Source organism: Chondromyces crocatus, assembly GCF_001189295.1.
Classification (GTDB): Bacteria; Myxococcota_A; Polyangia; order Polyangiales; family Polyangiaceae; genus Chondromyces; species Chondromyces crocatus.
Genome location: NZ_CP012159.1, coordinates 10,891,770 through 10,918,246 on the forward strand (window position 1 = coordinate 10,891,770; position 26,477 = coordinate 10,918,246).

Sequence of the window (26,477 nt, forward strand, 5' to 3'; positions counted from 1 at the left end):
ATGAGCAAGCAGATCCTCGACCTGCTCCAGGCCCGGTTCCCCGGCGCCATCCTGGAGACCCACTCGCAGTTCGGCGACGACACGGCGGTGGTCGATCCGGCCGCATGGCTCGATGTCGCGAAGTTCCTCCGGGAGGACCCGCGCATCGACATGGACATGTTCACCGACCTCACGGCGGTCGACTACCTGTGGCAGGGCATGGTCCCGCGCTTCGAGGTGGTCTGTCACCTCCGGTCGCTCCAGCACGGTCACCGCATCCGCATCAAGGCGCGCGTCGGTGAAGAAGACGGGTCCGGTGCCGACATCGCCTCGCTGGTGCCGGTGTGGAAGGGCGCGAACTGGTTCGAGCGCGAGACGTTCGACATGTTCGGCGTCAACTTCGTCAACCACCCGGATCTGCGCCGCATCCTGATGTACCCGGAGTTCGAGGGATACCCGCTCCGGAAGGACTACCCCGCCCAGAAGTACCAACCGCTCGTCCCGTTCCGCGACGTGCCTGGCAAGATGGCTCCCTTCGGTCCTGACGAAGGCATGAGCTTCGGTCGCCAGACGCACGATCAGCACGCCGGATACGCGAACGAAGAAGCGCCCCTGCCCCCGGAGGCCTAGCCCATGGAACCGCTGGATCTCGATATCAGTGAGGGCGAGCTCGAACTTCCGAGCGAGCCGATGCTGCTGAACATGGGGCCGTCGCATCCCGCGATGCACGGCACCGTCCGGATCGTCGTCGAGCTGTCGGGTGAGGTGATCAACAAGGCCGACGTGCAGATCGGCTACCTGCACCGTGGCTTCGAGAAGATGTGCGAGCGCGGCACCTGGACGCAGGTGTTCCCGTACGTCGACCGCTGCAACTACGTCTCGCCGATGCTGAACAACGTCGGCTTCGCGCTCGCCGTCGAGAAGATGATGGGCGTGACGGTGCCGGAGCGATGCCAGTACTACCGCGTCGCGCTCGGCGAGCTGGCGCGCATCTGCGATCACATGATCTGCAACGGCGCCATGTGCATGGAGCTCGGCGCGTTCACGCCGTTCCTCTACCTGGCCCGCGCACGCGAGGTCATCTGGGACATCTTCGAGGAAGAGACCGGGGCGCGCGTGACGCACAGCTTCGGCCGCGTCGGCGGGATGGCAGCGCCCCCCACGCCCGACTTCAAGGGGATGGTGCGCGCCGGCCTCGCCCGGGTGATGCAGTACATCAACGACTCCGAGAAGCTCGTGCTGAAGAACCGCATCTTCCTCGACCGGCTCGAGGGGGTCGGCATCATCAGCAAGGAAGACGCGCTCGCGCTCGGGTGGACGGGCCCCACGCTCCGCTCCACCGGCGCTGCTTACGACGTCCGCCGCTCGCACCCTTACCTGGTCTACGACCGCCTGGACTTCGACATCCCGGTGGGCACCACGGGCGACAACTACGATCGGTTCATGTGCCGCCTCGAGGAGATCCGGCAGTCGTACCGCATCATCGATCAGGTGCTGCAGCAGATGCCGGACGAGGGGCCGATCAACGTGGAGGATCCGCGGATCATCCTTCCACCGAAGGGTGAGGTCTACACGACCATCGAGGCGACCATCCAGCACTTCAAGATCGTGATGGAGGGCATCAAGGTGCCCGCGGGCGAGTGCTACTCGTACACCGAGGGTGGCAACGGCGAGCTCGGCTTCTACATGGTCTCCGACGGCAGCGGCACGCCGTACCGGATGCGCATCCGGCCGCCCTGCTTCGCGGTGACCCAGGGGCTGGAGCAACTGGTGACTGGGCTGATGATCCCCGACATCGTTCCGACGTTCGGCTCGTTGAACATGATCGGCGGGGAGTGCGACCACTAGGTCACGGAGTCGAAGGTTCCGATGGCGACCATCAAGATCGACGGTAGAGAGATTCCTTTCGAGCCCGGGGACACCGTGATCCGGGCAGCCCACCGGGCTGGCATCGACATTCCACACTACTGCTGGCACCCGGGACTTTCCGTCGCGGCGAACTGCCGCATGTGCCTCGTGGAGGTCCCGCCGCCGCCAGGGCGTCCGGCGATGCAGCTCGACATCCTGCGCTGGGACGCCGAGAAGCAGGACTACGTCCCCGACCGCAAGCCCAAGCTCCAGCCGGCGTGCCAGATGGCGTGCGCCCCCGGGATGGAGGTGCTCAGCGAGTCGAGCAACCACGTGACCGAGGCGCGGTCGGCGGTGCAGGAGCTGCTGCTCCTGAACCACCCCGTCGACTGTCCGATCTGCGATCAGGCAGGTGAGTGCCGGCTCCAGGATTACTGGCTGGAGCATCAGCGCACCGGCAAGCGGATGCGCCAGGAGGTGGTGCACAAGCCCAAGGCCGTCGTCTTCGGACCGACCATCGTCTACGACGCGGAGCGCTGCATCATCTGCACGCGCTGCGTGCGGTTCTCCGACGAGGTGGCGAAGGATCCGGTGCTCGACGTGCGCGAGCGCGGCAACCTGAACGAGATCATCGTCTCGCCAGGGCGGCAGCTCGACCACGACTACACGCTGATGACGGAGCACGTGTGCCCCGTCGGCGCGCTGACGTCGATCGACTTCCGGTTCAAGGCGCGCGTGTGGTTCCTCCGGAGCGCGCGCACGGTGTGCCAGGGGTGCTCGACGGGCTGCAACGCCTTCCTCGACTACGATCCGCGCAACAACACGCCGTACCGTCACCGGCCGCGCGAGAACATGGCCGTCAACACCTACTGGATGTGTGACAACGGCATGCTCTCGTACAAGCGGGCCCTCGAGGGGAGGATGCTCACCTCGCTGGTCGGCGGCGACGACGCTTCGCTGCCGGATGCCCTCGCTGCGGCGCAGGAGCAGCTCGCCGGCGTGAAGGAGAGCCCCGCCCGGGTGGCCATCGTGCTCTCGGCGCAGCACTCGACGGAAGACAACTACGCGCTCTTCCTGCTGGGTCGCACCTACATCGGCGCGGTCGACTTCTTCGTCTCGGGGCGTCCTCTCGGCAAGGAGGACCACCTCCTGATGAGCGCGGACAAGAACCCGAACACGCGCGGGGTGATGAAGATCTTCGAGGCCGCCGCCGAGACGAGCACGGGCCCGTCGAACCCGCCTCGGCCGATCGCGCAGCTCCTCGAGGGCATCGCGGCCGGCAAGTACTCGTACGTCATCGCGCTGGGCACCGATCTCGAGGTGGATGCCGCCAACGCGCAGAAGACCCTCTCTCGCCTCAAGGGGATGGTCACCATCGCCTCCCACGACGGGCCGCTCGCGAAAGCGGCACACGTCGCGCTGCCGGCGACGGTGTGGGCCGAGGCGGAAGGGTCGTACATCAACAAGAAGGGCCTCGTGCAGCGCAGCGAGCGCGCCCTCATGCCGCGCGGAGACGCTCGGCCGGCGTGGGCGCTCATCGCCGAGCTGGGTCGCAAGCTGGGCTATGCGACGGGATGGAAGACGCTCACCGAGGTGCGTCGCGCCATGCCCGCAGGGACCTGGGCCGGCTCGACGGCGCCGTCGCATGACGTCCCGGCGCCCGCCACCACCACCGAAGAGTCTGGGGCAGCGGTATGACCGGCGTAGAGATCGTCCTGGCGCTCATCAAGATCATCGTCATGATCGCGTTCTTGCTCGGGTTGGCACCCATCGCCATCTGGGCGGACCGCCGGCAGAGCGCGATGGTGCAGGGCCGCCCCGGCCCGAACCGCGCGGTATTCTTCATCCCCTCGATGGCCGCCCGCGGCATCGTCGTCGGGCCGCCGCTCCTCTTCGCCGCCATCGCTGGCTTCACGGCGACGATGACCCTCACGCCGCGCGCGGCGTACGAGGGGACGATCATCGCCATCCAGCTCGCCGTGCTGGCGGGCTGGTTCAGCCTGCTCATTCTGTGGAAGACCGTCCACGGGAGCGGCGCCATCAACCGCTTCGAGGAGCTGGTCGCGAGCGCGGAGCCGCGGAACATCTTCTACGGGGGCGTGGCCGCGCACCTCGCCGGCCTCTTCCTCGCCCGGCTCATTCCGCGTGAGTCGGCACCGCTCTCGGCGCGCGTCACGCTCGGCGTGCTGGCCGCGCTGCTCCTCGTCATCGGGTTCTACGGCGCGTCGCGCGTACCGGATGGGAAGGTGGGGGTTCGCCTCGCCGGCACCCTTCACCCGGCAGCCGACGCCCTGAAGCTGATCTTCAAGGAAGACTTCGTTCCCACCAACGCGGACAAGCTGCTGCACGCGCTGGCGCCGATCCTGGCGATCTTCCCCGCGTTCATCACGTTCGCCATCATCCCCTTCGGCGACAAGCTCTGCTTCGGGGACAACGGCGACGGCGAGTTCGGCTTCGCCGACCTGGGCCTTCTCCAGCGCAGCGTCGACCAGGGCTTCCAGTGCGCGGGCCACGTGGTGAACCTGCAGGTGGCCGACCTGAACGTCGGCATCCTCTACCTGTTCGCCATGGCGGGCACGAGCGTGGTCGGCGCGGCGATCGCAGGATGGGCGAGCGACAACAAGTTCTCGCTGCTCGGTGGCCTCCGCGCTTCGAGCCAGATGGTGAGCTACGAGGTCGCGATGGGGCTCAGCCTCGTCGGGCTGTTCATGATCTACGGCAGCCTCCAGCTCGGCCCGATGGTCGAGTGGCAGCGCGAGAACGCCTGGGGGATCTTCATCCAGCCGCTCGCATTCTTCCTGTTCCTCGCCGCGCTCAACGCGGAGCTGAAGCGCGTCCCGTTCGACGCGCCCGAGGGTGAGAGCGAGATCGTGGCCGGCTACTTCCTCGAGTACTCGGGGATGAAGTGGGGCATGTTCATGGCCGGCGAGTACGTCGAGCTGCTCGTGTCGAGCGCGCTGCTGACGACGCTGTTCCTCGGTGGCTACTCGCTCCCCTTCCTGTACCGCGACGGCATCACGGTGGCCTTCGGGGACACCACGCTGTTCCAGTACAAGATGACGCACCTGTCGGTCACGATCATCCAGGTGCTCACCTTCTTCGGGAAGACCATCGTCGTGAGCTGGGTGCAGATCTTCTTCCGGTGGACGCTGCCGCGCTTCCGGTACGACCAGATCATGCGCCTCGGCTGGACGAAGCTCCTGCCGCTCGCGATCGCCAACATGATGGTCACCGGCATCGTGGTGATCGCCATCGACTCGGCGCCGGTGGGCTTCCAGGGTGGGCTGAAGGTCGTGGGTCAGGTGACCCAGGCCCTCCTCGCCGTCGGCGGGCTCGCCGCAGTCGTCGCCCTCGTCGCAGGTCTCCTCGAGCCCGTGAAGAGAGAGCAGTTCCTCGCGTCTTCCGCAGCGCGCTTCGCGGCCGCAGCGGGAGGCTCCAAACCGTCGCCTCAGCAGACGTAAGAGAAGACCATGGCCAAGGCACCCGCCCCCAATCCCTGGACGAAGCCCCGCGGCGAGCCCATCAAGGGCAAGGCGATTCCGCGCCCGTCGCGCACTGCTGACGTGCAGTCGTACATCCCCGCGTTCCTGAAGGGGATGTCGCTCACGATGAAGCACTTCTTCAAGAACACGAAGGAGACGATGCTCGGACAGACGCCCGACCCGGTGCTGGAGAGCCTCTCCGAGGGCGTCACGACCATCAATTACCCCGAGGTGAAGCGCCCCTATCCGGATCGCTTCCGCGGGCTGCACCGGCTCACCTTGCGGCAGGACGACTCGCCCCGTTGCGTGGCGTGCCTGTGCTGCTCGACGGCGTGCCCGGCGCAGTGCATCCACATCGTGGCTGGCGAGTACCCCGAGGGAGATGCGCGCCGTGGCTACGAGCGTTACCCCACGTCGTTCGTCATCGACGAGCTCCGCTGCATCTTCTGCGGGTTCTGTGTGGAGGCGTGCCCCTGCGACGCCATCCGCATGGACACCGGGATGCACGCGACGGCGTACGACTCGCGGGAGCAGTTCATCTACAAGCGCGAGCTGTTGATGAGCTTCACCGGTCGTGATGGCTCGCGGGAGTCCGCGAACCCCCGTCACGAGCCCGGTGACCTGACCCACCCGGGCGTGACGCGCGAGCACATGTCTCACTGAGCGCAGATCACGTCCGAGCTACACGCCGGGGCATCACGGAAGCCCCGGGGGCGTCACCGAAAGTCGGTCGAGCCCCTGGATCCTCCGCGAGGTCCCGGCGCTCTTTTGTGCTCCTTCTGCTATGAAGGCCAGACCATGGCCACGAACTTCGGCGCGTATGAGGCCGTGATCGGCCTCGAGGTCCATGCCCAGCTCCTCACCCGCACGAAGGCGTTCTGCGGCTGCACGGCGAGCTTCGGCGATCCGCCGAACACGCACACGTGTCCTGTCTGCCTGGGCCTCCCCGGGGCGCTGCCCGTGCTCAATGGCGAGGCCGTGCGCATGGCAGTGGCGGCGTCGCTGGCCCTGGGCTGCACCATCCAGCAGCACAGCGTCTTCGCCCGGAAGAACTACTTCTATCCGGACCTGCCGAAGGGCTACCAGCTCAGCCAGTACGAGCTGCCGCTCGCGCTCTCCGGGTTCCTCGAGTTCGACGTGGAGGGGGAGCCCAAGCGCGGACGCATCCTCCGCGTCCACATGGAGGAGGACGCTGGCAAGAACATGCACGGACAGGGGAACGCGTCCATCGTCGACCTGAACCGCGCGGGCACGCCGCTCATCGAGATCGTGGGTGAGCCGGATCTCCGGTCGCCGGCAGAGGCGGCGGAGTACATGCGGCGGCTCCGTGACATCTTGATGTTCATCGGGGTCAACGACGGCAACCTGGAGCAAGGCAGCTTTCGCTGCGATGCAAACGTCTCGGTGCGCAAGATCGGCGAAGAGCGGCTGGGTACGCGGGTGGAGCTGAAGAACATCAACTCCTTCAAGTTCGTCGCCGATGCGATCGAGGTGGAGATCCGGAGGCAGATCACGCTGGTCGAAGGTGGAGGGCGGGTCCACCAGCAAACGCGCGGCTACAACCCGGAGCGACGCGAGACGTTCCTCTTGCGCGACAAGGAAGACGTCGCCGACTACCGCTACTTCCCCGACCCGGACTTGCCGCCTCTCGATCTCGATGAGGTGTTCATCGACGCCGTGCGCGCGGCTTTGCCCGAGCTGCCGAGCCCGAAGCGCCGCCGCTTCGTCGAGGGCATGGGTCTGTCGGCCTACGCGGCAGGCGTGATGACGGCACACCCACGCATCGCCGGCTTCTTCGAGGAGGCAGCCCTCCTTCACGGCGATCCGGTGAAGGTCGCCAATTTCGTGCAGAGCGAGGTCCTCCGCGATGCGCGCACCACCGGGCTCTCGGCGACCTTTCCGGTGACGCCGGCTCAAGTGGCGAGCCTCCTCCGGCTGGTGGACGAGGGGACCATCAGCGGCAAGCAAGCCAAGGAGGTGTTCACGGCGATGGCCGGGTCCGGGCAAGATCCCGCGGACATCGTGCGCGAGCGAGGCATGGCGGTGCTCGACGACGCGGTGGCCCTCGAAGGCATGGCGCGGGAACTCCTCGCTGCGAACCCCAAGCAGGTCGAGGCGTACAGGAGCGGGAAGACCGCGCTGCTCGGGTACTTCGTGGGCCAGATGATGAAGCGAACGGGCGGTAGTGCGAGTCCTGCCGTGGTCAACGAGGTGCTCCTGCGGCTCCTCGGGAGTCCGACGTGACACGCTGCATCGAGGGCTTTGCACCCCGCCTGCCCTGAAATACCTTACGGGAGCGCGCACCCCTGGTTCCGCACGCATGGGAACCAGGGCCGTGAAGCACGGATGACTCTTCAACTGAGGGAGCGAACATGAGCCAGGGTGGCTTCGGCGGTGGCGGAGGCTGGGGTCAGCCGCCGGGGGGTGGCTATGGGCAGCCGCCGGGGGGCACGCCTGGAGGAGGAGGCCAGCCACCGGATCAGGCAGGAGGTGGCGCCTACGGTTCGCCCCCGGGTCAACCGGCTCCGGGTGGTGCCTACGGCCCGCCCCAAGGCGGGAGCTACGGGCCGCCGCCTGGTGCTGGATACGGTCAGCCTCCCGGCGGCGCGCCCGGAGCAGGTTACGGACCTGGCGCCGAGCAGCCACCGCCAGGCGCCTGGGCTCCCGTACCAGGCCACGCGCCAGCCGGACACGGGCAGGCGCACGGTCAACCACCGGGCGGAGCGTGGGCCCCCGTCCCGGGACAACCTCCTCCTGGAGGTGGTTACGGACAGCCGCCACCCGGCGGCGCCTTCGGTCCTCCGGGCGGGGGTTTCAGTCCTCCGGGTGGAGGTTACGGTCCTCCGGGTGGAGGTTACGGGGCACCGCCGCCTCCTCCTTACGGCGGTACGCCGTCGGGATCGGGCGAGGGCGCTGGCCGTTTCATGAAGCCTGCGCTGATGGGTGGTGTGGCAGGTGGCGTGCTCTCGGCCACGCCATTCGTCGGCGGGTTTCTCGTCTGCTGCTTCTGTCTCCCCACGCTCGCGGCCGCAGCACTCGCTCTTTATCTGTACTTCAAGGAGCGCCCTCACGAGCGCATCACGCCAGCCGACGCCGCCCTCTGTGGTGGCATGACCGGCGCGGTCTCTGGAGCGGTGTCGTCGCTGCTGGGCTACCTGGTCTCGCTGGTCTTCGGCGCCACCAGCCTCGCCATGCTCGGCGGGCTGAGCAGGGACATACCGGACCTCGCCGGCGCCATGGCGAGTGGCGGCCTCATGATCTTCATCTCGCTCCCGATTTCCGCCATCGTCTACGGGCTCATGGGTGCCCTCGGTGGCTTCCTGTCCCTCCAGCTCTTCTACAAGGATCGGCTGGCCCAGTAGCCTGTCGCCCCTAGCGCGCCGCGATGCCCCTCTCTCGCCTCGTCGACGAACTCCGCTTTCCGCTCCGAACCGTGGGTTTCGCGGGCCTCACCTTCACCCATTATGGCCTGCTCGAGCTGGATTGCGCGCGCTCTCCCTCAGGCGAGCGCGAGCAGCTCCTCCACAAGTGGATGCACAGGTACGGGCAAGCCCTGGTCCAGCTCTTCGGCGTCGATGTACGGGCGGGCGGCGAGCACGTCGGCGCTGGCGCTCAATATCCCGGGACCGACGCGCGGGGACGCGGGCGGTTGTTCGTGATGAACCATCGCTCCGGGCTCGACGTTCTGGTCACCCTCGCCCACTTCGAGTGCACCATCCTCAGCCGGGCCGATCTGGCACGCTGGCCGGTGATCGGCGTCGCAGCCCGTCGGGCCGGGGTGCTCTTCGTCGATCGCGGCAGCAGGAGCAGCGGTGCCGCTTCGGTCAACGCGATGACCACCGCGCTGGAGGGTGGGCGCGCGGTGATGGTGTACCCTGAAGGGACGACGTTCGCCGGCGACGAGGTGCGGGCCTTCCGTCAGGGCGCCTTCAACGCTGCGCGGCGCGCGGAAGCCGAGGTGGTTCCGGTAGGGATCGCCTACGGCGGATCGGATGCCGCCTACATGGACGAAAGCTTCGTCGATCACATGAAGCGGGTCAGCCGGGCGCAAAAGACGCCCGTGGCCATCGAGGTCGGGGAGCCCATTCCCCCGAGCACCGACGCGGACGGGCTCCGCCTTGCGGCACACGAGCGCGTGCAGGCCCTGGTACACCGAGCTCGCGCCGCTTTGGAGGGCGTTTGACGCCTCCCGCGCTAGCATCCCTTCGGGTCCACCGTTAGCATCCGGAGTCTCGTCGAATTGCCATGGCCACCGAAGGGACGCCCTCAACACCCCCTGGGCCGCGGCAGGCTCAAGATCCCGCGCAAGCCGCGGAGATGCACAAGGACCTGATGTTCCTCGCCGACGCGAGCGAGCAGCTCACGGGTTCACTCAATCCGCAGACCCTCCTCGAGCGGCTTGCCCGCCTCTCGATCCCATACCTCGCCGACTGGTGCACCGTCGATCTCGCGAGGTCCGTCGAAGGGGGCAAAGGCGATCTCGATCGCCGTCCGGCCACGGCCGACGGTGACGACGAGAAGGGTCCTGCGGGCGCGTTCCGCCGTGTCACGGCGTCTCATGTCGATCCAGAGCAGGAGAGCCAGCTGCGCACGGCAGCGCCTCAGATCGACGGGCCTCTCGGCATCGCCAGGGTGCTTCAGCGTGGTCAGCCACAGATTCTGCACGCAGCGTCGGACACATCGACCGCAAACGTGGCCCCCTCCGAGGGCGGCTCCAGCGCCGCTTCCCAGGACGCCAGCCAGGCGGTGATGGCGGTGCCGATGGTGGCCCGAGGCAGGCGCCTCGGTGTTCTCACCTTCGGTCTCCTCGCATCGAGCCGAGCCTACACGGCCGACGATCTCGTGCTCGCTTCCGAGCTGGCGCATCGCGCGGCGCTCGCCCTCGACAACGCCTACCTCTACCGCAAGGCCGAGGAGGCCAGGAAAGCTGCCGAACGCAGCGCCGACCGGGCCGCGTGGCTCTTCGCCGTGACGGCCGCGCTCTCCGACGCGATCACACCCGCCGCGGTGCTGCGGGTGCTCGCCACCGAGATCGTCGCGGCCGCAGGGGGAGTGGCCGGGGCCGTCGCCATCCGTACGGGTTCGGGTGAGCTGGAGATCGTGCGCAACACCGGCTTCATCGAGACGGAATCCCCCTCGCTGCGCCAGTTCGAGATCGACACCCCGCTGCCGCTCGCCCGCGCCGTGCGCGACAAGCAGCCGCTGTTCCTCGAGTCGGAGTCGCAGCTCGCGGAGTTCAAGCCGCAGTTCGTGGAGGCCTGCCGCGCGGCGGGTGAACGCGCCTATGCGGCCATCCCTCTTTTCCTCGAAGGGCGCGTTCTGGGCGCCGTAGGGTTCGGCTTCACCGAGCCCCGCTCCTTCAGCGACGACGAGCGCGCGTTCATGCTCTCGCTCGTCCAGCAGGGCGCGCAGGCCCTCGAGCGGGCGCGCCTCTCTGCCTTGCAGACCGAGGAGGCGATGCACCTCTCCCACGAGGTGCTGCGCCAGATGCCCGAGGCCATCTTGATCACCGATCTCGATGGCAACATCCGTCAGTGGCTCGGTGAGGCCGAGTCGATCTTCGGCTACCTGGCGGAAGAGATCGTCGGCAAGAACATGGCCATCCTCCACCGGGAGGATGTTCGTGAGGAGGCCATTCCGCGCATCCTCCAGGCCATCGAGTCCCTGCGCACCTTCGTGGGAGAGGCCGTCTGCACGCGGCGGGATGGCTCCGAGATCCCCATCGAGATCACGGCCTACCCCGTCCACGACCAGGAGGGGCGTCCTCTCTTCCTGGTGGGCATCCACCGCGACATCACCGACCGGAAGCGCGCCGAAGAGGAGCGCGCACGGCTCATCCGGGCGCAAGCGGCGCGTGCTGAAGCGGAAGAGGCAGCGAGGCGGTTCTCGTTCCTCGCGGAGGTCTCCACGTCGCTCACGGCCTCCCTGGACTTCGCCACCACCCTGAAGACCCTGGCCCAGCTCTGCGTCCCGACCCTCGCCGACTTCTGCGTCGTCGAGGTCCCCGAAGGCGACGGAGCGCGGGTCATGGCGTCGGCGCACGTCGATCCCACGAAGGAGCCGCTGCTCGCGCATTTCTTTCCAGGTGGTCTCGATGGCGCCATCGACTCGGAGGTGCCTGGCGCGCTCGCTCCATCAGGGGGCCGCTCTTCTGGAGCGACATCCCACGGGACGGCGGGAGGGCATGGGAGCCCTGCGCTGGAGGTCAGCCCCCCTGTGCTGCGGGTCCTGAAGACCGGCCGCTCCGAGCTCTACACGAGCTTGACCGAGGCCGCGGTGATCACCTCGACGATGCGGCCCGAGCAGATCGCCGCCACCCGGCAGCTCGCTCCGTCGGCATACCTGGTCGTGGCCTTGCGGGCGCGTGGCCGCATCGTGGGCGCACTGGCCCTGGGCATGGGGGAGTCGGGGAGAGCGCTCGACGCGCCCGATGTGGCCCTCGCCGAGGAGGTCGCCTACCGCGCCGCCATCGCGCTCGACAACGCGCGGCTCTACCGTGAGCTGCAGGACGCCAACCGCCTGAAGGACGAGTTCCTCGCAACGGTCTCCTACGAGCTCCGGACACCGCTGAACGCCATCCTGGGCTGGGCGAGGATGATCCACTCCGGCTCGCTGGACGCCGCATCCGAGCAGCGCGCCGTGGCCTCCATCGAGCGCAACGCCGAGCTCCAGACGACCCTCATCGACGAGCTGCTGGACGCCTCGCGCATCGTCACCGGGACGATGAAGATCGACCGACTGGCCGTCGAGATGTCGCTTCCCATCCAGGCCGCAATCGACGCCGTGCTCCCCTCGGCTGCCGGCCGCGGCGTGGCCATCCAGATGTCGATCGATCCCACGGGCGTCTATGTGGAAGGCGATCCGGCGCGTCTTCAGCAGGTGGTGTGGCAGCTGCTGTCGAACGCGGTGAAGTTCACCCGAGCCGGCGGTGTGGTCTCGGTGCGCTTGTCCCAGGACGAGCGGCATGCCGAGATCACGGTGATCGACACCGGAGAAGGCATCGTCCCCGAGCTGTTGCCCTACGTGTTCGACCGTTTCCGACAAGGTGACAGTGCGACCGGGCGCCGCCACGGCGGGCTGGGCCTGGGGCTCTCGATCGTGAAGCACATCGTCGAGCTCCATGGCGGGACGGTGGAAGCGGCGAGCGCCGGTCATGAGCGCGGCTCCACCTTCGTGGTGAAGCTACCCCTGTCCCGCGGCGCTGCGGCCACGGCGCTGACGAGCGTGGGCGTGCCTCCCGAACCCCGGAACCTGTTCCCACGGCTGAGCGGGGTCCGGGTGCTGATCGTGGACGACGATGAGGACACCCAGGAGATGCTGGCCGCAGTTCTGCGTCGGTGTGGCGCGGATGTTCGAACGGCAGGCTCGGCCCAGGGGGCGCTCGACGTCATGCAAGTCTGGGAGCCTTCGTTGCTCGTCTCGGATATCGGGATGCCGGGCGAGGACGGCTACACGCTGATCCGACGCGTGAGAGAGATGTTGCCGCGCAAGGTGGGGCGCATCCCTGCGCTGGCACTGACGGCCTACGGCCGGGTGGAAGACCGGGTGAAGTCCCTGTCGCACGGCTTCCAGATGCACGTTCAGAAGCCGATCGAACCGATGGAGCTGGCCGCGGCGGTGAAATCGTTGACGACAGGCCCCTGGCCCTGGCCCGACGGAACCTGACGTCTCCCCGGTGGCCAGCGCCGATCCGCCTCGCCCACGCGACGGCGTGTGCCGCGCCGTCGCGCGAGTGAGATTGCGGCCGAGCGAGTGAGATTGCCGCCGAACGAGCGAGGTTTCCAGGGGACCCTATCAGGAGCGAGCAGGCGAGCGCGCAGCCGTGGTTCGGCGCCGCGGCTCGCCGCCGTCCGGCGCTGACGAACCACCTCGTCAGCGCCCGATGACCAGAACGGGCTGGCCGGTGAACAGCGCCTGCTCCGGGCCGTCGCGACGCATGGATGGAAGCTGGCGCGTGAACCCGTCGATCGCTTAGTCTTCTATGCGGAGTAGCCTGTGCCCGACGTTCCTCCCAGCCCTCCGCGCCGCCCCCCTCCGCCTCCTCGGCCCGATGGAGGGCCGCCCCCGCCGCCACGACCGGCCACCATCCCACCGCCGGCCCCGAGAACGGCTTCCACGCTTGGAATGCAGGCGGTGAAGCCGGGAGGTTCGCCTTCCACGGCCAGCATGCAGGCGCCCCAGATCACTCATCCTTCCACGACGGGGATGAGGGCGGTCCAGACGGCACCGATGCCGCCCGCGCCAGCTTTCGCCCCCTCGGCGACCGGAGCGCCGCCGCAGGTACCGACGGTGCCGCTCCCGGGCGGCGCTGCGCAGGGCGTGCGGCGACCGACGATGAGCGGATCCATCCCGCCTCCCCTGCCAACGGGGAACGGCGCCGCGCAGGGCGTGCGACGACCGACGATGAGCGGATCCATCCCGCCTCCCCTGCCAACGGGGAACGGCGCCGCGCAGGGCGTGCGACGACCGACGATGAGCGGATCCATCCCGCCTCCCCTGCCGACGAACCGCCCCGCTGCGGGCCAGCCAGCACAGATGGCGGCGCCAAAGCACATCGGCGGAATCCAGGAACTCACCACGGGGGTGCTGATCGCCGGCCGCTATCAGGTGCAGCGCCTGCTCGGGCAAGGCGGCATGGGCGCCGTGTACGGGGTCCGGCACATCAACACCAGCGAGATGCTGGCGCTCAAGCTCCTTCACCCGTCGATGTCGCAGAATGCGCAAGCGGTGGAGCGGTTCCGCACCGAGGCGCGCGCGCCGGTGCGCATCGGGAGTGAGCACGTCGTCCGGGTGGTGGACGCAGACATCAGCCAGGAGCTCGGCGTGCCGTTCCTGGTCATGGAGCATCTGAAGGGGCGAGATCTCGGGACGGAGCTGAAGCGCCGCGGCGCGCTGCCCGCAGGCGAGGTGGTTGTCTATCTTCAGCAGATCGCGCGCGCGCTCGACAAGGCCCACAATCTGGGCATCGTTCACCGCGATCTGAAGCCGGCGAACCTGTTCCTCACCTTCCGCGAGGATGGCTCCCCCTGCGTGAAGATACTGGACTTCGGCATCGCCAAGCTCGCCGATGGAGCATCCGCCGAGCTGACGCAGGACGGGACCATCTTCGGGACGCCCTGGTTCATGTCGCCAGAGCAGGCGCGCGGGCACGCGACGAAGGTAGGACCGCCCGCGGATCGCTGGGCACTGGGGCTCATCGCCTTCCGCCTGCTCACCGGCCGCAACTACTGGAAGAGCGACAGCATGGCGGCGCTGATCGGCGAGATTCTCTACGAGCCGATGCAGCCACCGAGCCAGCTCGCGCCCCACCTGGGTCCTCGGTTCGATGCATGGTTCGCGCGGGCCTGCCATCGAGAGCCGGAGCAGCGATACCAGAACGCCTCGGTGATGATGGCGGAGCTGGCCGACGCGCTCGGGGTGTCGGCCACTGGACACGCGACCCACTCCTCGTTCGGTGCCTCCTACCCCTCGATGGGAGCCTCTGCGCCCTCGCATCCAGGGCTCGTGTCGCAGCCATCTCACCCCGGGATGATGATGACGGGGCACCCGAGCCAGACGGGGATGCAGCAGGTCCTCGGGACATCACAGCCAGCTCACGGGATGGGCGGGCCGGCGCCGATGCAGCCAGGGGCCATGTCGGTCTCGCAGCCCCTGATGGGCGCCTCGCAGGCCATATCGATGGCGGGATCGCACCCGGGCATCACGGTGCAACCGGCCAGTGCTCCAGGCGCCGCCACCGCTGGACCAGGCGCGACCAACGCGCCTTTCTCCGCCACCCAGCCACCACACTCGGCGAAGTCCAAGCAGGGCGGGGTGGTGGGCCCGGTGCTCGCTGGCCTCGGCATCGCTCTGGCGCTCGCCGGCGGTGCAGCAGGGGCCTGGATGCTGTTCCGCGCCAAAACGGAAGCCCTGACCAGCACTGCAGCGGAGGCGCCCCCGGAGGGACAGTCCACCGCGGCGTCAGCATCACCCGAGAGCGCAGCCCCCGCAGGCACGGCCGCGCCAGCGCCCGAACAGGCCGCCACGGCCGAGGCAGCAGCCCCTGCCGACACCGCGACGCCGGACACGGCCCCCAGCGCCGAGCCCGAAGCGGGCCAGGTGGCAGAGGCCGAGCCTGCAGCCGAGGCGACCCACACCGCCGCGATCGCTGCCTCCCCGCCCAGCGGCGCCGCGACGAAGCCTGCATCGACCGCCGCGACGAAGAGCGGCGGCTGGCTCCCACCCGTGCCTGGAGTCCCCACGGCGCCCAAGGTAAAAGACATCGATTTCTGATGCGTACGTCCAGGATCACCTCTGCCCTCTGCGCAGCAGCGCTCACGCTCGGCGCCCTCGCCACAGCTCACGCGCAAGACGAGCTGCAAGCTCCTCAGGCATCACCCGAGGGGGGCGATTTTCCGAAGCGGGAGGCGACCCCCGAAGAGATCGACACCGCCAGGCAGACGGCTCGGGACGGCCTCGCTGCCTACAAGCTCGGCGACTACACGCGCGCCTTGAGCCTGTTCCAGAAGGCTCGTGACCTGTACCCGAGCGCTCAGATCCTCCGCATGACGGGCTACTCCCACCTCGCAGTCCAGCACTGGCCGGAAGCCGTGGAGGCGCTCGAGGGGTCACTCGCTTCGGAAGTCGGACCCTTGCCAGCGGAGGATCGGTCCGAGGTCGAAGATCAGCTCGCGAAGGCGCTCGCTCACTTCGGGGCGGTGACCATCCGCACGTCCGTCAGTGGAGCCCAGGTGATCGTGGACGACGACCCGCCGCGAACGTTGCCCCTGACCAAGCCGCTGCGGCTGCTCGAGGGCGGTCACACGGTGGTGGTGAGAGCCCCCGGCCACCTGGACGCGACCGACGACATCGTGGTGGAGGGAGGCAAAGAGCTGGAGGTGACGCTCCAGCCGAAGCGTGCAGCAGGCACGCTGGAGGCAGCCAAGCCGCCCCCTCCCGTGGAGCCACCTCCCCCCACCGGCTTTCAGGGCGTGCGCATCCTCCCCGCCCAGCGGGAGATCGGGATCGCAGCAGCCGGAACGGGGCTGGCACTCGGAGCCGCTGCGCTGGTGACGGCGCTCGCCGGCGCCGATCTGCGCCGTACCGTGGCGGCCGACGTGACGACCCACGAGCAGAATTTCGGTTCGAACTGCGCCCTGGGGGACTACCGGTTGTGCGTGTACGATCGGGCGGTGATCAACAGTGACGCCGATCGGGCCGACACGCTTCGAGACACGAGCGTCTGGCTCGGGATCTCCGGCGGTGCGCTCTTCGCCGTGGGAACGACGCTGTTCCTGCTCGCACCCGACGGACCGCTCGCGAAGAAGCCGGCGACCGTGGGCATGCGGTGCGGACCGCTGGTGGGTGGCGTGTCGTGCGCTGGCACCTTCTGAGTACGCCACGGCTCGTCCTGAGTAAGCCGCGGCTCGTCCGCGCGGCCGGGTTGCTGGTCCCTCTGGCGCTCGGATGTCTCGACATGCCGACACGCCGGCCGCAGGACGCACTGGACGTCCGCGACGTGACGGTATCCGAAGGCGTCGGCATGGAGACCGCCTGCACGCCGACCGGCGTCGAGATCTGCTTCGACGCACGGGACAACAACTGCAACGGGATCATTGACGAAGGCTGCGGCCTCCACACGGGGATCCTTCAGTTCACCATCGCCTGGGAGGCGCCGGAGGCCGACGTGGACCTGAATGTCTACGACCCCTCCGGGGAGCTCTCCCGGATCGGCGAGCCGACCTCCTCCGGTCTGGTGAAGGACCGAGACTGCCCCCGCGTGAGCGGCGAGTGTCAGGGGCAAAACGTGGAGAACGTGTTTCTGGCAGAAGGCGAGCCAGCGCGGGGTCGGTACCGGGTGGTGGTGCGGCTCGACAAGCTGAATGGCGCCACGGCCCCTGTGGCAGTTCGCCTCAGCGCGCGGGTCGGTCAGCGCGCGTTCGCCATGCTGGTCGAGCTGTCGCCAGGGGCCTCCACCGAAGAGAAAACCTTCGAATTCACGCTGTGAACCCGGGCTGCCTGCACAGCCCCCCCGGGTGAACACGGAAGGTTCAGTCGGGGGAGGCAGCGCGTTGTCCGGCACGTCGTGCGCGATCCGAGTCTCCTCCGCGCTTCCCCTGTAGGTTGACGGGCGAAGCGTTCCCGCCCTACTACACTCTGCCAGAGCCCATGAATCCCATCTGGATGGCCATTACCATCGTCGGTCTCCTCGCGTTTTTCGCGTGGAGCGCCAATCGCCGCATGAAGCTTCTCATGGTGGGCCGCCCCGAGTGGCGGTTCGACCAGATCGGAGAGCGGCTGAAGGGCGTGTGGGTCTACGCCTTCGCGCAGAAGAAGATGAGCTACTACCGGCTGGCCGGGCTCGCTCACAAGCTCATCTTCATCGGCTTCATCGTGCTGCTCCTCCGCTCCATCATCCTGTGGGGCCGCGGCTTCAGCCCATCGTTCAACATGTTCATTCTGGGGCCCGAGCCGTTGCACCTCGGCGGGCTCGAGCTGCCCCTCGGACACATCTACGAGTTCATCAAGGATGTCGTCGCCCTCCTGGTCATCACCGGAGCGCTGACCTTCATCTATCTCCGTGCCGTCAAGAAGCTGCCCCGCATGACGCTCTCGGGCGAGGGGCTGCTGATCCTCGGCATCATCATCACCATGATGCTGTCGGACATCCTCTACGACGGCGCCATGAACGTCCTGCACCACCGCTACTCCACGATGGCGTGTGCTCCAGGCGACACGGGCCTCTGCGAGAGCATCGCCACCATCGTCGCGCCTTTCTCCGGTATCCCCGCGACCCCGGAAGCGCTGCACTGGTCGCCGTTCCCGAGCCCGGCCGGGTCACTGGCCGCCGCCCTCCTCCAGGGGCTCGGGCCGCTGCCGCTGGTGATCCTGGCGCACGCGGGCTTCTGGACCCACGCGACGCTGGTGCTGGTGTTCCTGAACATCCTCCCGTACTCGAAGCACTTTCACATCATCACCTCCTTCCCGAACGTCTTCACCCGCGACCTCGCGCCGCGCGGCCGCCTGCCGAAGATGGCCGACAACGCCGACGCGCTGGGCGAGCTGGTGATGAAGGCCGCCGAGGAGCCGGAAAAGGCGGAGCCGGTGGGCATCGCGAAGATCGAGGACTTCTCCTGGAAGGCGATCCTCGACTTCTACACGTGTACCGAGTGCGGGCGTTGCTCGGACAACTGCCCGGCGCACAAGACGGGCAAGATCCTCAGCCCCAAGCAGCTCACGCTGAACCTGCGCGATCACCTCTACGGGAACGAGACCGACCTGGTCGCCGAGGCAGCGAAGAAGAGAGCCGCGAAGCAGAGCGCCACGGCCGAGGGAGAAAAGAAAGAGGGCGAGGCTTCCGAGGAGCAAAGCGAAGAGACGCAAGCCGAGGCCACCGAGACCGAGAGCAACGGGGCCGAGGGCAAGCGCTCCCTGGATCTGGTGAGCGACATCGTGCACCCCGACGTGCTCTGGGCCTGCACCACCTGCCGCGCTTGCGAGGAGCAATGCCCGGTGATGATCAGCTACGTCGACAAGATCGTGTCGATGCGGCGAAACCTGGTGCTGGTGAAGGGCGAGATCCCAAACGAACTCAACGGCCCGTTCCAGGCCATGGAAGTGAACGGCAACCCCTGGAACATGGCCAGGCTCGATCGTGCCAACTGGGCCGAGGGTCTCGACATCCCGATGATGGCCGACAAGCCCGACACCAAGGTGCTGTTCTGGGTCGGCTGTGCCGCCAGCTACGACGATCGCGCCAAGAAGATCGCGCGCGCCACGGCGCGGCTGCTCCAGATGGCAGGCATCGAGTTCGCCATCCTCGGCCAGGAAGAGACCTGCACGGGTGACCCGGCGAGACGCGCTGGCAACGAGTACCTCTTCGCCATGCTGGCCGAGCAAAACGCCACCACCTTGAACGGTTACAAGGAGCAGGGCGGCGTGAAGCAGATCATCACCACCTGCCCGCACTGCTTCAACGCGCTGGCGAGCGAGTACCCCGACTTCGGCGCGAAGTTCGAGGTCGTCCACCACACGGACTACCTGCTCAAGCTGGTGGCCGAGAAGAAGATCGCCCCGAAGAAGCGGATCGACCAGAAGGTCGTGTTCCACGACTCCTGCTACCTCGGCCGCTACAACGACATCTACGAGCAGCCGCGCGACGTGCTCCAGGCCATCCCAGGGATCGACCTGGTGGAGGTCGAGGGGTGGAGCCGCCAGAAGGGGCTGTGCTGCGGCGCAGGCGGTGCACAGTTCTGGATGGAGGAGCAGAACAAGGATCGCGTGAATGTGAAGCGCACCCTTCAGCTCCTGCAGACCGAGGCGAAGACGATCGCCACCGCCTGCCCGTTCTGCCAGACGATGATCTCCGATGGTCTCAAGGCGCACGGAAAAGAGGAGGAAGTGCGCCAGCTCGATGTCGCGGAGCTGCTCGAAGAGAGCGCCCTGGACCGACCGGTCCGCCCGACGGAGAGCGCCACGAGCGACGGCGACGCAGCAAGCGCCGCCTGACCGCTCACCTCGGTGGACCGCCCGAGGAGGTGGTCCACCGTACGGCCTGGTCGTCACGCCTCCACGAACCCTGGCAAATCGATTCCGTCGACGGAAATGTCGAGCCTGCCTCGACGCTGGGTTCTCTCGTCATACTCCAGGAAGGCCAGACCTGACGCGGTGGTACGCGCCATCCCATGCGTGCGTCCCGGCATCGCCTGAGGTAGATTCAGGAGTGTCGGTGGAGGTGAGCAGAGTGATCGAAAGCGCTGTCGGTACGACCGTGAGGAACACAGCAAAACCCGCTGTGACGAACACTCCGCGTCCCATTGCCATCGCGATCGACGCGGTGGCCGAAGCCGCTCTCCGGGCGCGCGAGACGGAGAAGGCGGCCGAGGAGCTTCGGTGTGACGCCTGCAACGAAGTGATCGAAGGCGAACCGTCGGGTCGTGGGCTCTATGTATGGGCCCGAGGCGACGAAGTGCGGCGGGAGGAACCTCCCCTCTGCGGATGCTGCGCCACCGCCATCGGCATCACCGCTCTCCAGGCGTGGAGCATCGAAGAAGAAGAAGGCTGAGCGTTCCGGCCAAATCGCGAAGTTCAGGTCTCAAGAACGTGGCCTCGCGCCCGAGCTGGTCTAACGTTCCAGCAGCGGATGCCGGGCAGCTCCTCTCCGAGTGAAGCGTCTGAAACTGGTGCGGTGCGTCAACCGGCGTACTGGCTCGTCTTCTTCGCGCTCCCCGCCGTGTTCGCGTTCGCCGGGATTCGCAGCATGGCTGCGGACGCGAGCGACGCAGGAGAGGATGGCTCCTCGCCCCTTCCATCTCCCGAGCTGCTGCCGCCCCTGGAGTCCCCTCGGTCCGAAGCGCTTCCGCATCGCAGCGCCGCGCGAGCGCCGTCGGAGCTGGTGCCTCACGCCGGCGCGAAGGAGGCGGCGCCGGCGCAGGACGAAGAGCTCCTGTGCGCATGGCCCGCTCGTGATGCAGCGGGCGAGGCGACGCCTGCTCCCTCGCTGGTGCCCTCCCCCATCGCCCCATTCCCTGCTGCTTCGGCCGCGCCTTCGAGTGCGCGCGTTGCTCCTCGCTCCAGCGGCACGATGGTCGCTCCACGGGCGCCCCTGCCAGAGCCTCTGCTGGCGCTCCAGTCCGACCCCGATCCTCCGGATTGCGAGCCGACGCCGCTCACCCCCTTCGAGCTGGCCGAGGTGTTGCGCGAGGGTCACATCCGGCACTTCGGGAAAGCCCCTCAAGCCGACCGATGGGCATGCGCCTGGGCGCACTGCGCCTTCGAGCAGAACCGCGGCGGCGCAATCTACGGCAACAACCTCGGACACCTCACGCTCCCCAGCCCGCCCCCTGGAGCACCAGCTCGCTCCCCGGGCAGGGTCTGCGTGCGACGCATGAGCGAGCGTCTGGTCAAGCGACCCGATCGATGGGCCCGCGTCGACATGCAATTCAGGGTCTTCGAGTCCCCGGCCGAAGGCGCCGAGGCGTACTGGCGCCTGCTGGCGAACAGTTACTACTCGGTGCTCGCTCGCTGTGACGTCGCCGATCCTCGCGGTGCGGCGCAGCGGCTGGCCGAGATTGGCTATTTCACCGGCCCGGAGCAGCCTTACATCGAGGGCATGGCCCGCCTGTTCTTGCGTGCCCGCGCGACGCTGATCCCGCAGGTCATGGCGAAGAGCCCGCTGCCAGCGACAGAGCCGACCAGCGGGCGTTGACGCTCACCGAATCGTCGACGCTCACCGATCAGCCGATACGCGCTGCGAACCCCGTCCTCAGAAAGCCTCTCCGATGCCGAGGTTGAACGCGAGGGGGAGGCCGACGAGCGTACCGGGGCGACCTTCGCCGGGTGGCAGATCAGAACCGCAGTACCCGATCACCTGCGCGCACGGCACGCGGAAACCGAGATCCACGCGCAAGGGGCCGATGGGAGTCGCGTACCGCAGGCCGATCCCCGTGCTCAGGTGCGGGTGGGTGAGCCGGTAGGACAGGACGGTGCTCGTGATGTCGCTCGCGTCGACGAACAAAGCCATCCCGAGATCCCCCACGATCGGCGTGCGCAGTTCCACGCTCGCTTCCCACATCGAGAGACCGCCGGTCGGCACGAGCCCGTCACTCAGCCCCGTGAGGCTCGGAACGAGCCCATGAGGCCCGACCTCGTTGTAGGTGTAGCCACGGTTGCTGTTGGGCCCGCCGCTGAAGAACGCGCGGAACTGGAGGAGCTGCAGGTCGCGCGCCTTCAGGTCTTCCGATACGTTCGGGTTGCTGATGTTCTGGCCGTAGTTGCTGGGGAACAGCATGCCGACCAGCAAGCGCAGGGCGATCGTCGTCTTCTTCGACAGCGGGATGTACGTGCGGATCTCCGGTTGGAGCCGCACGTCGTCCGCGTCCCCGTACAGGTAGCCGGCCACCTCGGCATCGAGCGTCGCCCAGAACCCCCGGTGAGGCGCGATGCGCGTCGGTTTGTTCGCCGAGTCGCGCCGTAGATCGAGGGTGACGGTCGTCTGGATCGAAGGAAGGAGCAGGCTCCTGAAGCCGGCAGGGGGAGCATCCTTGTTGTACGAGAACGGATCGTTGAACTGCAGGTTGTAGAACAGGCCGACGTTGAGGATGTCTCCGTGCAGGAAGGGACGCTCCAGACCGACCGCTCCAGCAAACTCGCGGTAGCCGACGATGTTCTCGTCCCCCTCGGTGATCACGTCCTCCTTGTTGAACTGCCCCGTGAGCAACCGATACCAGCGCGCAGAGCCACGCAGCACGGCCGTGGTCCGTGGATCGAACACGTCGGGCTGGCGGAACTCGGAGCGCAGCTGAATTTCGGGCAGCAGCCTCGTCGGCAGGCGATCGAAGAAGATCGTCGGATAGAAGACGACGCCCGGGCGCACCTCCACGTTGAGGCGCCGCAGTCCGCCAAGGAAGTTCCTGTCCTCCCACCCGGCCACGAGGTGGGCCTCCGTCCGACCACCCAGCTCTCCACCACCGCCGAGCTTCACGTTGCGCATCGTCGTGGGCTGTAGCTTGAAGGTCACCGGCACCACGGGATTCGGCGGCTCGCCCTCCGGTGATTTCTGCACCTGGATGTCGATGGCGCCGAAGACCCCGAACTCCGACAGGGACCGCTGCGCCGCGCTCAGCTTGTCACTGGAGAAGGTCTCCCCTTCCTCCATCTTCAGCGCCGCCCGGATGGGGCGCTCGGGAAGATCGCCGAGCCCTTCGATCTTGATCGGGCCGAACGTCGACCTGGGACCGAGACCGATGCGGTAGGTCACCTGCGCCTTGCGCGCGACGAGGTCCACGCAGACGAACCCATCGACCTTCCCGTACGGGAAGCCGCGCTCCGTGAGCACGTCGATGAGCATCTGCTTCGTCTCCTGGTAGTTGTCCTCCTCGAAGGGCTTGCCAGACTTGGTGTTGGCGCTGGCCTCCAGCACCTTCCCGAGCACCACGAACCCCTTCTGGATCGTCCAGTCTTCCCACTCCAGCCGCACCGGCTTGTCGCCGAGCTCCCGGTGGCATTCGGGCTTGTCCTTGTAGAGCCGAGGGCGCTGATCGAGCGGGGTCGCGATGGGACCGACGACGACGGGCTGCCCCTCCTCGACGACGATCTCCACGACGACCCGCCCGCCCTCACCGTCTTCGAGCCGGTGCACCCGGCCGGCGCGAGCACGGGCGTCGTAGTAGCCTCGGGCCTGGTAGTACCGCTCCACCCGGGCGAGGTCCCGCTCCAGCACGAAGCGGTCGAAGCGCTCGTACTTCACGCTCACCGCGTCGAGGATCCGGAGAAGAGGGACGTTCTCCAGCGCTCCGCCGAGGAGGCGCGAGGTCTCGGCCGTGGCGACAGCACCCTTGATGTCCCCTCCGCCGACCCTCCCGTTCCCTTCGACGTACACCGACTCGATGGGGCAGCCGCTGAGGTCCGGACGCGAGCACGGCGGCCGCTCCAGCGCCCGCGTACAGCCCACGCCGAAGAGAAGCAGCGCGAGCGCGCCGTACAGCGCCCCCATCAGGGGGTGGAGAGCGAGAGCAGGTCGTGTCGGCAGCGAGCGAGGATTCAACGGACCGTTTGGCTGTGGTTATCTGGCGTCGCCCCTATTTGGATGCCGGAGCATGGAAAAGAGAGCGTACGGAATGGTAGAGCCGACGCAAAAGGAAGCTGGTGACGGCATAACGTCAGCTGGCTCTCTCTACGAGAGAACCGTCCTCGCGTCTCCCAGCCTCGCTGCGACGGGCGCGTATGGGCTCGACGCCGCCGTGATCGTGCTCTCGCCGCACCTGGGATCCGTCTGGACCATCCTGGAGCCTCCCGCTGAGACCTCGTGAGATGTCCCCTTCCCGCCCCACGACGACCTGCTCACAGCGACAGAGACGCGGGGGCGCAGGCGCCGGCCGGCGTGCGCCCGATGTGCCTCACGAGGTCCACGCACAGAGGCCGACATTGCCCTGCGTGACCTTGAAGGCCCGGTGTCCTCGTAGAATCCTCGCCGCGTGGGCAGGCGGAGACCGTCAGACGCCATGAGGACGAGCGTGCTCTCGACCACCTGGCGACCCCTTCACGCGGCCCTCGCGTTGTCGCTCCTGGTCGTCCCGACCCCGGCCCGTGGGCAGACGGCGATGGAGCAGGCGGCCGCAGAGACCTTGTTTCGCGAGGCACGCGACCTCCTCCAGCAAGGAAACATCACCGAAGCCTGCCCAAAGTTCGCCGAGAGCAACCGCCTCGAACCGAAGCTCGGCACCTTGCTCAACCTCGCGAGCTGCCACGAGCAACAGGGGAAGGTCGCCTCCGCCTGGACCGAGTTCAACCAGGCGGCTGCGATCGCCGCCGCTGCGAATCAGGAAGGGCGCGCCGAGTTTGCCCGGACGCGCGCCTCCGATCTGGAAGGGAAGCTGACCCGCGTCGTGTTCCAGGCCGCGACAGGTCCCGCAGAGGGGTTGAGCATCCAGCTCGGCACGCAGCGGCTCGGCGCCGCGGCCCTCGGCTCCAAGATCCCGATCGATCCAGGCGTCTACCCCATCGAGGTCATGGCCACGGGCAAGCAGCGCTGGTCGACCCAGATCGACGTCCCCACCGAGCCCACGCTCATCGAGGTGTCCATTCCTCCGCTGGCAGACGAAGCGATGTCCGAGAAGGGCACCGAGACGAGCGGTGGCCTGTCCTCCCTCTTCACACCGGCGGGCCGCCGCACGCTCAGCCTCGTGGTGGCCGGCGTCGGGCTCGTCGGAGTGGGCGCCGGGGCTTACCTCGGCATCCGCACCTTCGTGCAGAAAGGCGTCATCGAGGATCACTGCCAGGGCCTCTTCTGCGACCAGGAAGGGCTCGAAGCCAGCCGCGATGCACGCACCTCCGCGACCCTGTCGACGATCACCTTCCTCGCGGGCGGAGCTCTCCTGGCCGGCGGCGCCGTGCTGTACCTGACCGCCCCACCCCCGAGCACGTCATCGCCACCGAAGGCCCGCACGTCGACCGCTCGCAAGCCCACGCTGTGGCTCTCCCCTGACGCCACCCCCTGGGGTGCGGCACTGAGACTGGGAGGTGCCTGGTGAGCCGCGCTCGCACGAGCAGGTGGTTCGCCCTCGCCGCCCTCGCCGTCGCGCCGCTCGGCTGTGCGCTCATCGCGGGGCTGGAGGACCACCAGCTCCGCCCAGCGGGCCCTGTGGTGATCGCCGATCAGCCAGGCGCGCTGCCGCACGCGCTCCTCGTCGACGACACGACCGCCTACTGGGTCACCGAAGCGAGTGGCCGTCGCGGCATCTGGAAGGTCGACAAGAGGGGAGGCACCACCGTGCAGCTGGCGGTGCTCCAGGATCCCGACGCCCCGACACCGGCCAGCGTCGAGATCGGCCTCGCCATGGATCTCGAGCACGTCTACTGGACCCAGTCCCAGGTGCAAGGAAACTGCGACCCGTCGTCACCCGACTACGCCCCCGACCGGATCATGGGCGTCCTCAAGGCTGGCGGCGCGCTGGGCCCCCTGGTGGAAACCTGCCCTCACTGGCAGCCCCATGGCGTCGCCGCCGACGGGCAACACGTCTTCGCCTCGTGGCGTGGCAACCATCGGATCGACCGGATCCGGAAAGGGACCCTCTCCACCAGCCCCCTCGCCGAGAATCAGTACGATCCCACCGAGATCGTCGTCGATCAGACCCACGTCTACTGGATCGTGCGCCGGGACGACAGCAGCGAGGCGTACATCCGCTCTGTGTCGAAGAACGCACCATCTACCCAGCCAGAGACCCTGTTCAGCGCCGACAGTGTCGCGGAACGCCGCCCCAACGCGATTGCCGTCGACGACACCACCCTCTTCTGGGTCGACGATGGCCGGGTCAGAGCGCTGCACAAGCCAGGGACAGCAGGTCAGGGAGGCGGGGATGGCGGGCAAGACGCCGTCGACGGCATCCGGGACATCGCCAGCGCCCGCGGCGTGTTCCCTGCCATCGCCATCGACCGCGACCACGTCTACTGGACCGAGGCGACCGAGGGGAGAATCCTTCGCGCCCCCAAGCGAGGGGTCCTGGTCGAGCCCGAGGTCCTCGCCGAAGGTCAGAGCGATCCAGAGGCCATCGCCGTGGACGACGAAGCCATCTACTGGACGAACTTCGTGGGTGGTCAGCTCGTCCGGATGAACAAACCACGCCCTTGAACCCAGCGCCCTCAGGGAGCGAGCCGACCCAGGCGTCTCTTGACGCGCTCACGGCGGTCACC

Annotated in this window: 20 protein-coding genes; 18 read left to right on the forward strand and 2 right to left on the reverse strand. The window is 67.9% G+C overall.

Annotation, left to right across the window (positions count from 1 at the left end):
* The 9 genes from CMC5_RS39640 to CMC5_RS48270 all read left to right on the forward strand — a co-directional run bounded on the left by CMC5_RS39640 (position 1) and on the right by CMC5_RS48270 (position 12,974).
* Positions 1–609 (forward strand): NADH-quinone oxidoreductase subunit C, encoded by a 609-nt coding sequence (locus CMC5_RS39640; protein WP_050435273.1) that lies wholly within the window; start codon positions 1–3, stop codon positions 607–609.
* A 3-nt stretch (positions 610–612) separates the two neighbouring features.
* On the forward strand, positions 613–1,827 hold the full coding sequence (locus CMC5_RS39645; protein ID WP_050435274.1) for an NADH-quinone oxidoreductase subunit D: 1,215 nt from the start codon (positions 613–615) through the stop codon (positions 1,825–1,827).
* Positions 1,828–1,848: 21 nt separating this feature from the next.
* A complete protein-coding gene (locus CMC5_RS39650) occupies positions 1,849–3,525 on the forward strand; it encodes an NADH-quinone oxidoreductase subunit G (RefSeq protein ID WP_050435275.1) in 1,677 nt (558 codons plus the stop codon).
* Entirely contained in the window at positions 3,522–5,288 is a 1,767-nt protein-coding gene (locus CMC5_RS39655) for a complex I subunit 1/NuoH family protein (RefSeq protein ID WP_050435276.1), read from the forward strand. Before CMC5_RS39650 ends, CMC5_RS39655 begins: the two co-directional genes overlap by 4 nt.
* Before the next feature lie 9 nt (positions 5,289–5,297).
* Positions 5,298–5,972 (forward strand): NuoI/complex I 23 kDa subunit family protein, encoded by a 675-nt coding sequence (locus CMC5_RS39660; protein ID WP_050435277.1) that lies wholly within the window; start codon positions 5,298–5,300, stop codon positions 5,970–5,972.
* A 135-nt stretch (positions 5,973–6,107) separates the two neighbouring features.
* Entirely contained in the window at positions 6,108–7,553 is a 1,446-nt protein-coding gene (gatB, locus tag CMC5_RS39665) for an Asp-tRNA(Asn)/Glu-tRNA(Gln) amidotransferase subunit GatB (RefSeq protein ID WP_050436396.1), read from the forward strand.
* A 128-nt stretch (positions 7,554–7,681) separates the two neighbouring features.
* The gene (locus CMC5_RS45515; protein WP_156339221.1) at positions 7,682–8,671 is read left to right on the forward strand and encodes a hypothetical protein; all 990 of its coding nucleotides are present in this window, start codon (positions 7,682–7,684) and stop codon (positions 8,669–8,671) included.
* A gap of 23 nt (positions 8,672–8,694) precedes the next feature.
* Complete coding sequence (locus CMC5_RS39680; protein WP_050435280.1) at positions 8,695–9,492, forward strand: lysophospholipid acyltransferase family protein; 798 nt, start codon at positions 8,695–8,697, stop codon at positions 9,490–9,492.
* A 134-nt stretch (positions 9,493–9,626) separates the two neighbouring features.
* Positions 9,627–12,974 carry a GAF domain-containing protein gene (locus CMC5_RS48270; RefSeq protein ID WP_050435281.1) on the forward strand — a complete coding sequence of 1,116 codons (3,348 nt, stop codon included), beginning with the start codon at positions 9,627–9,629 and terminating at the stop codon, positions 12,972–12,974.
* A 521-nt stretch (positions 12,975–13,495) separates the two neighbouring features.
* Here the strand turns inward: CMC5_RS48270 and CMC5_RS46330 are convergent.
* On the reverse strand, positions 13,496–13,726 hold the full coding sequence (locus CMC5_RS46330) for a hypothetical protein (protein WP_169796800.1): 231 nt from the start codon (positions 13,724–13,726) through the stop codon (positions 13,496–13,498).
* A 55-nt stretch (positions 13,727–13,781) separates the two neighbouring features.
* Here CMC5_RS46330 and CMC5_RS39695 point away from each other — a divergent pair, with 55 nt between their 5' ends.
* From CMC5_RS39695 to CMC5_RS39720, 6 genes are all read left to right on the forward strand, one after another.
* Positions 13,782–15,581: a serine/threonine protein kinase gene (locus CMC5_RS39695; protein ID WP_169796801.1), complete on the forward strand. Its 1,800-nt coding sequence runs from the start codon at positions 13,782–13,784 to the stop codon at positions 15,579–15,581.
* Positions 15,581–16,681 carry a PEGA domain-containing protein gene (locus tag CMC5_RS46335; protein ID WP_050435284.1) on the forward strand — a complete coding sequence of 367 codons (1,101 nt, stop codon included), beginning with the start codon at positions 15,581–15,583 and terminating at the stop codon, positions 16,679–16,681. The genes CMC5_RS39695 and CMC5_RS46335 overlap by 1 nt, the downstream gene beginning before the upstream one ends.
* Before the next feature lie 83 nt (positions 16,682–16,764).
* Entirely contained in the window at positions 16,765–17,295 is a 531-nt protein-coding gene (locus CMC5_RS39705) for a MopE-related protein (RefSeq protein ID WP_050435285.1), read from the forward strand.
* 161 nt (positions 17,296–17,456) lie between these two features.
* Entirely contained in the window at positions 17,457–19,796 is a 2,340-nt protein-coding gene (locus tag CMC5_RS39710; RefSeq protein ID WP_050435286.1) for a (Fe-S)-binding protein, read from the forward strand.
* A 286-nt stretch (positions 19,797–20,082) separates the two neighbouring features.
* The gene (locus CMC5_RS39715; RefSeq protein ID WP_050435287.1) at positions 20,083–20,352 is read left to right on the forward strand and encodes a hypothetical protein; all 270 of its coding nucleotides are present in this window, start codon (positions 20,083–20,085) and stop codon (positions 20,350–20,352) included.
* A 123-nt stretch (positions 20,353–20,475) separates the two neighbouring features.
* On the forward strand, positions 20,476–21,495 hold the full coding sequence (locus tag CMC5_RS39720) for a hypothetical protein (RefSeq protein ID WP_050435288.1): 1,020 nt from the start codon (positions 20,476–20,478) through the stop codon (positions 21,493–21,495).
* A 57-nt stretch (positions 21,496–21,552) separates the two neighbouring features.
* Here CMC5_RS39720 and CMC5_RS39725 read toward each other — a convergent pair whose 3' ends face one another.
* A complete protein-coding gene (locus CMC5_RS39725; RefSeq protein ID WP_245678133.1) occupies positions 21,553–23,832 on the reverse strand; it encodes an autotransporter assembly complex protein TamA in 2,280 nt (759 codons plus the stop codon).
* Positions 23,833–23,884: 52 nt separating this feature from the next.
* Between CMC5_RS39725 and CMC5_RS39730 the strand changes: the two genes are divergently transcribed.
* The 3 genes from CMC5_RS39730 to CMC5_RS39740 all read left to right on the forward strand — a co-directional run bounded on the left by CMC5_RS39730 (position 23,885) and on the right by CMC5_RS39740 (position 26,415).
* The gene (locus CMC5_RS39730; RefSeq protein WP_156339222.1) at positions 23,885–24,097 is read left to right on the forward strand and encodes a hypothetical protein; all 213 of its coding nucleotides are present in this window, start codon (positions 23,885–23,887) and stop codon (positions 24,095–24,097) included.
* Between the two features lie 192 nt (positions 24,098–24,289).
* The gene (locus CMC5_RS39735) at positions 24,290–25,318 is read left to right on the forward strand and encodes a hypothetical protein (RefSeq protein WP_050435291.1); all 1,029 of its coding nucleotides are present in this window, start codon (positions 24,290–24,292) and stop codon (positions 25,316–25,318) included.
* The gene (locus tag CMC5_RS39740) at positions 25,315–26,415 is read left to right on the forward strand and encodes a hypothetical protein (protein WP_050435292.1); all 1,101 of its coding nucleotides are present in this window, start codon (positions 25,315–25,317) and stop codon (positions 26,413–26,415) included. Before CMC5_RS39735 ends, CMC5_RS39740 begins: the two co-directional genes overlap by 4 nt.
* The last annotated feature ends 62 nt before the right edge of the window (positions 26,416–26,477 follow it).

Coding starts and splice junctions, on each gene's coding strand:
- CMC5_RS39640 (WP_050435273.1), top strand. CDS start 1: ATGAGCAAGCAGATCCTCGACCTGCTCCAGGCCCGGTTCCCCGGCGCC.
- CMC5_RS39645 (WP_050435274.1), top strand. CDS start 613: ATGGAACCGCTGGATCTCGATATCAGTGAGGGCGAGCTCGAACTTCCG.
- CMC5_RS39650 (WP_050435275.1), top strand. CDS start 1,849: ATGGCGACCATCAAGATCGACGGTAGAGAGATTCCTTTCGAGCCCGGG.
- CMC5_RS39655 (WP_050435276.1), top strand. CDS start 3,522: ATGACCGGCGTAGAGATCGTCCTGGCGCTCATCAAGATCATCGTCATG.
- CMC5_RS39660 (WP_050435277.1), top strand. CDS start 5,298: ATGGCCAAGGCACCCGCCCCCAATCCCTGGACGAAGCCCCGCGGCGAG.
- gatB (WP_050436396.1), top strand. CDS start 6,108: ATGGCCACGAACTTCGGCGCGTATGAGGCCGTGATCGGCCTCGAGGTC.
- CMC5_RS45515 (WP_156339221.1), top strand. CDS start 7,682: ATGAGCCAGGGTGGCTTCGGCGGTGGCGGAGGCTGGGGTCAGCCGCCG.
- CMC5_RS39680 (WP_050435280.1), top strand. CDS start 8,695: ATGCCCCTCTCTCGCCTCGTCGACGAACTCCGCTTTCCGCTCCGAACC.
- CMC5_RS48270 (WP_050435281.1), top strand. CDS start 9,627: ATGCACAAGGACCTGATGTTCCTCGCCGACGCGAGCGAGCAGCTCACG.
- CMC5_RS46330 (WP_169796800.1), bottom strand. CDS start 13,726: ATGGATCCGCTCATCGTCGGTCGTCGCACGCCCTGCGCGGCGCCGTTC.
- CMC5_RS39695 (WP_169796801.1), top strand. CDS start 13,782: ATGAGCGGATCCATCCCGCCTCCCCTGCCGACGAACCGCCCCGCTGCG.
- CMC5_RS46335 (WP_050435284.1), top strand. CDS start 15,581: ATGCGTACGTCCAGGATCACCTCTGCCCTCTGCGCAGCAGCGCTCACG.
- CMC5_RS39705 (WP_050435285.1), top strand. CDS start 16,765: ATGCCGACACGCCGGCCGCAGGACGCACTGGACGTCCGCGACGTGACG.
- CMC5_RS39710 (WP_050435286.1), top strand. CDS start 17,457: ATGAATCCCATCTGGATGGCCATTACCATCGTCGGTCTCCTCGCGTTT.
- CMC5_RS39730 (WP_156339222.1), top strand. CDS start 23,885: ATGGAAAAGAGAGCGTACGGAATGGTAGAGCCGACGCAAAAGGAAGCT.
- CMC5_RS39735 (WP_050435291.1), top strand. CDS start 24,290: ATGAGGACGAGCGTGCTCTCGACCACCTGGCGACCCCTTCACGCGGCC.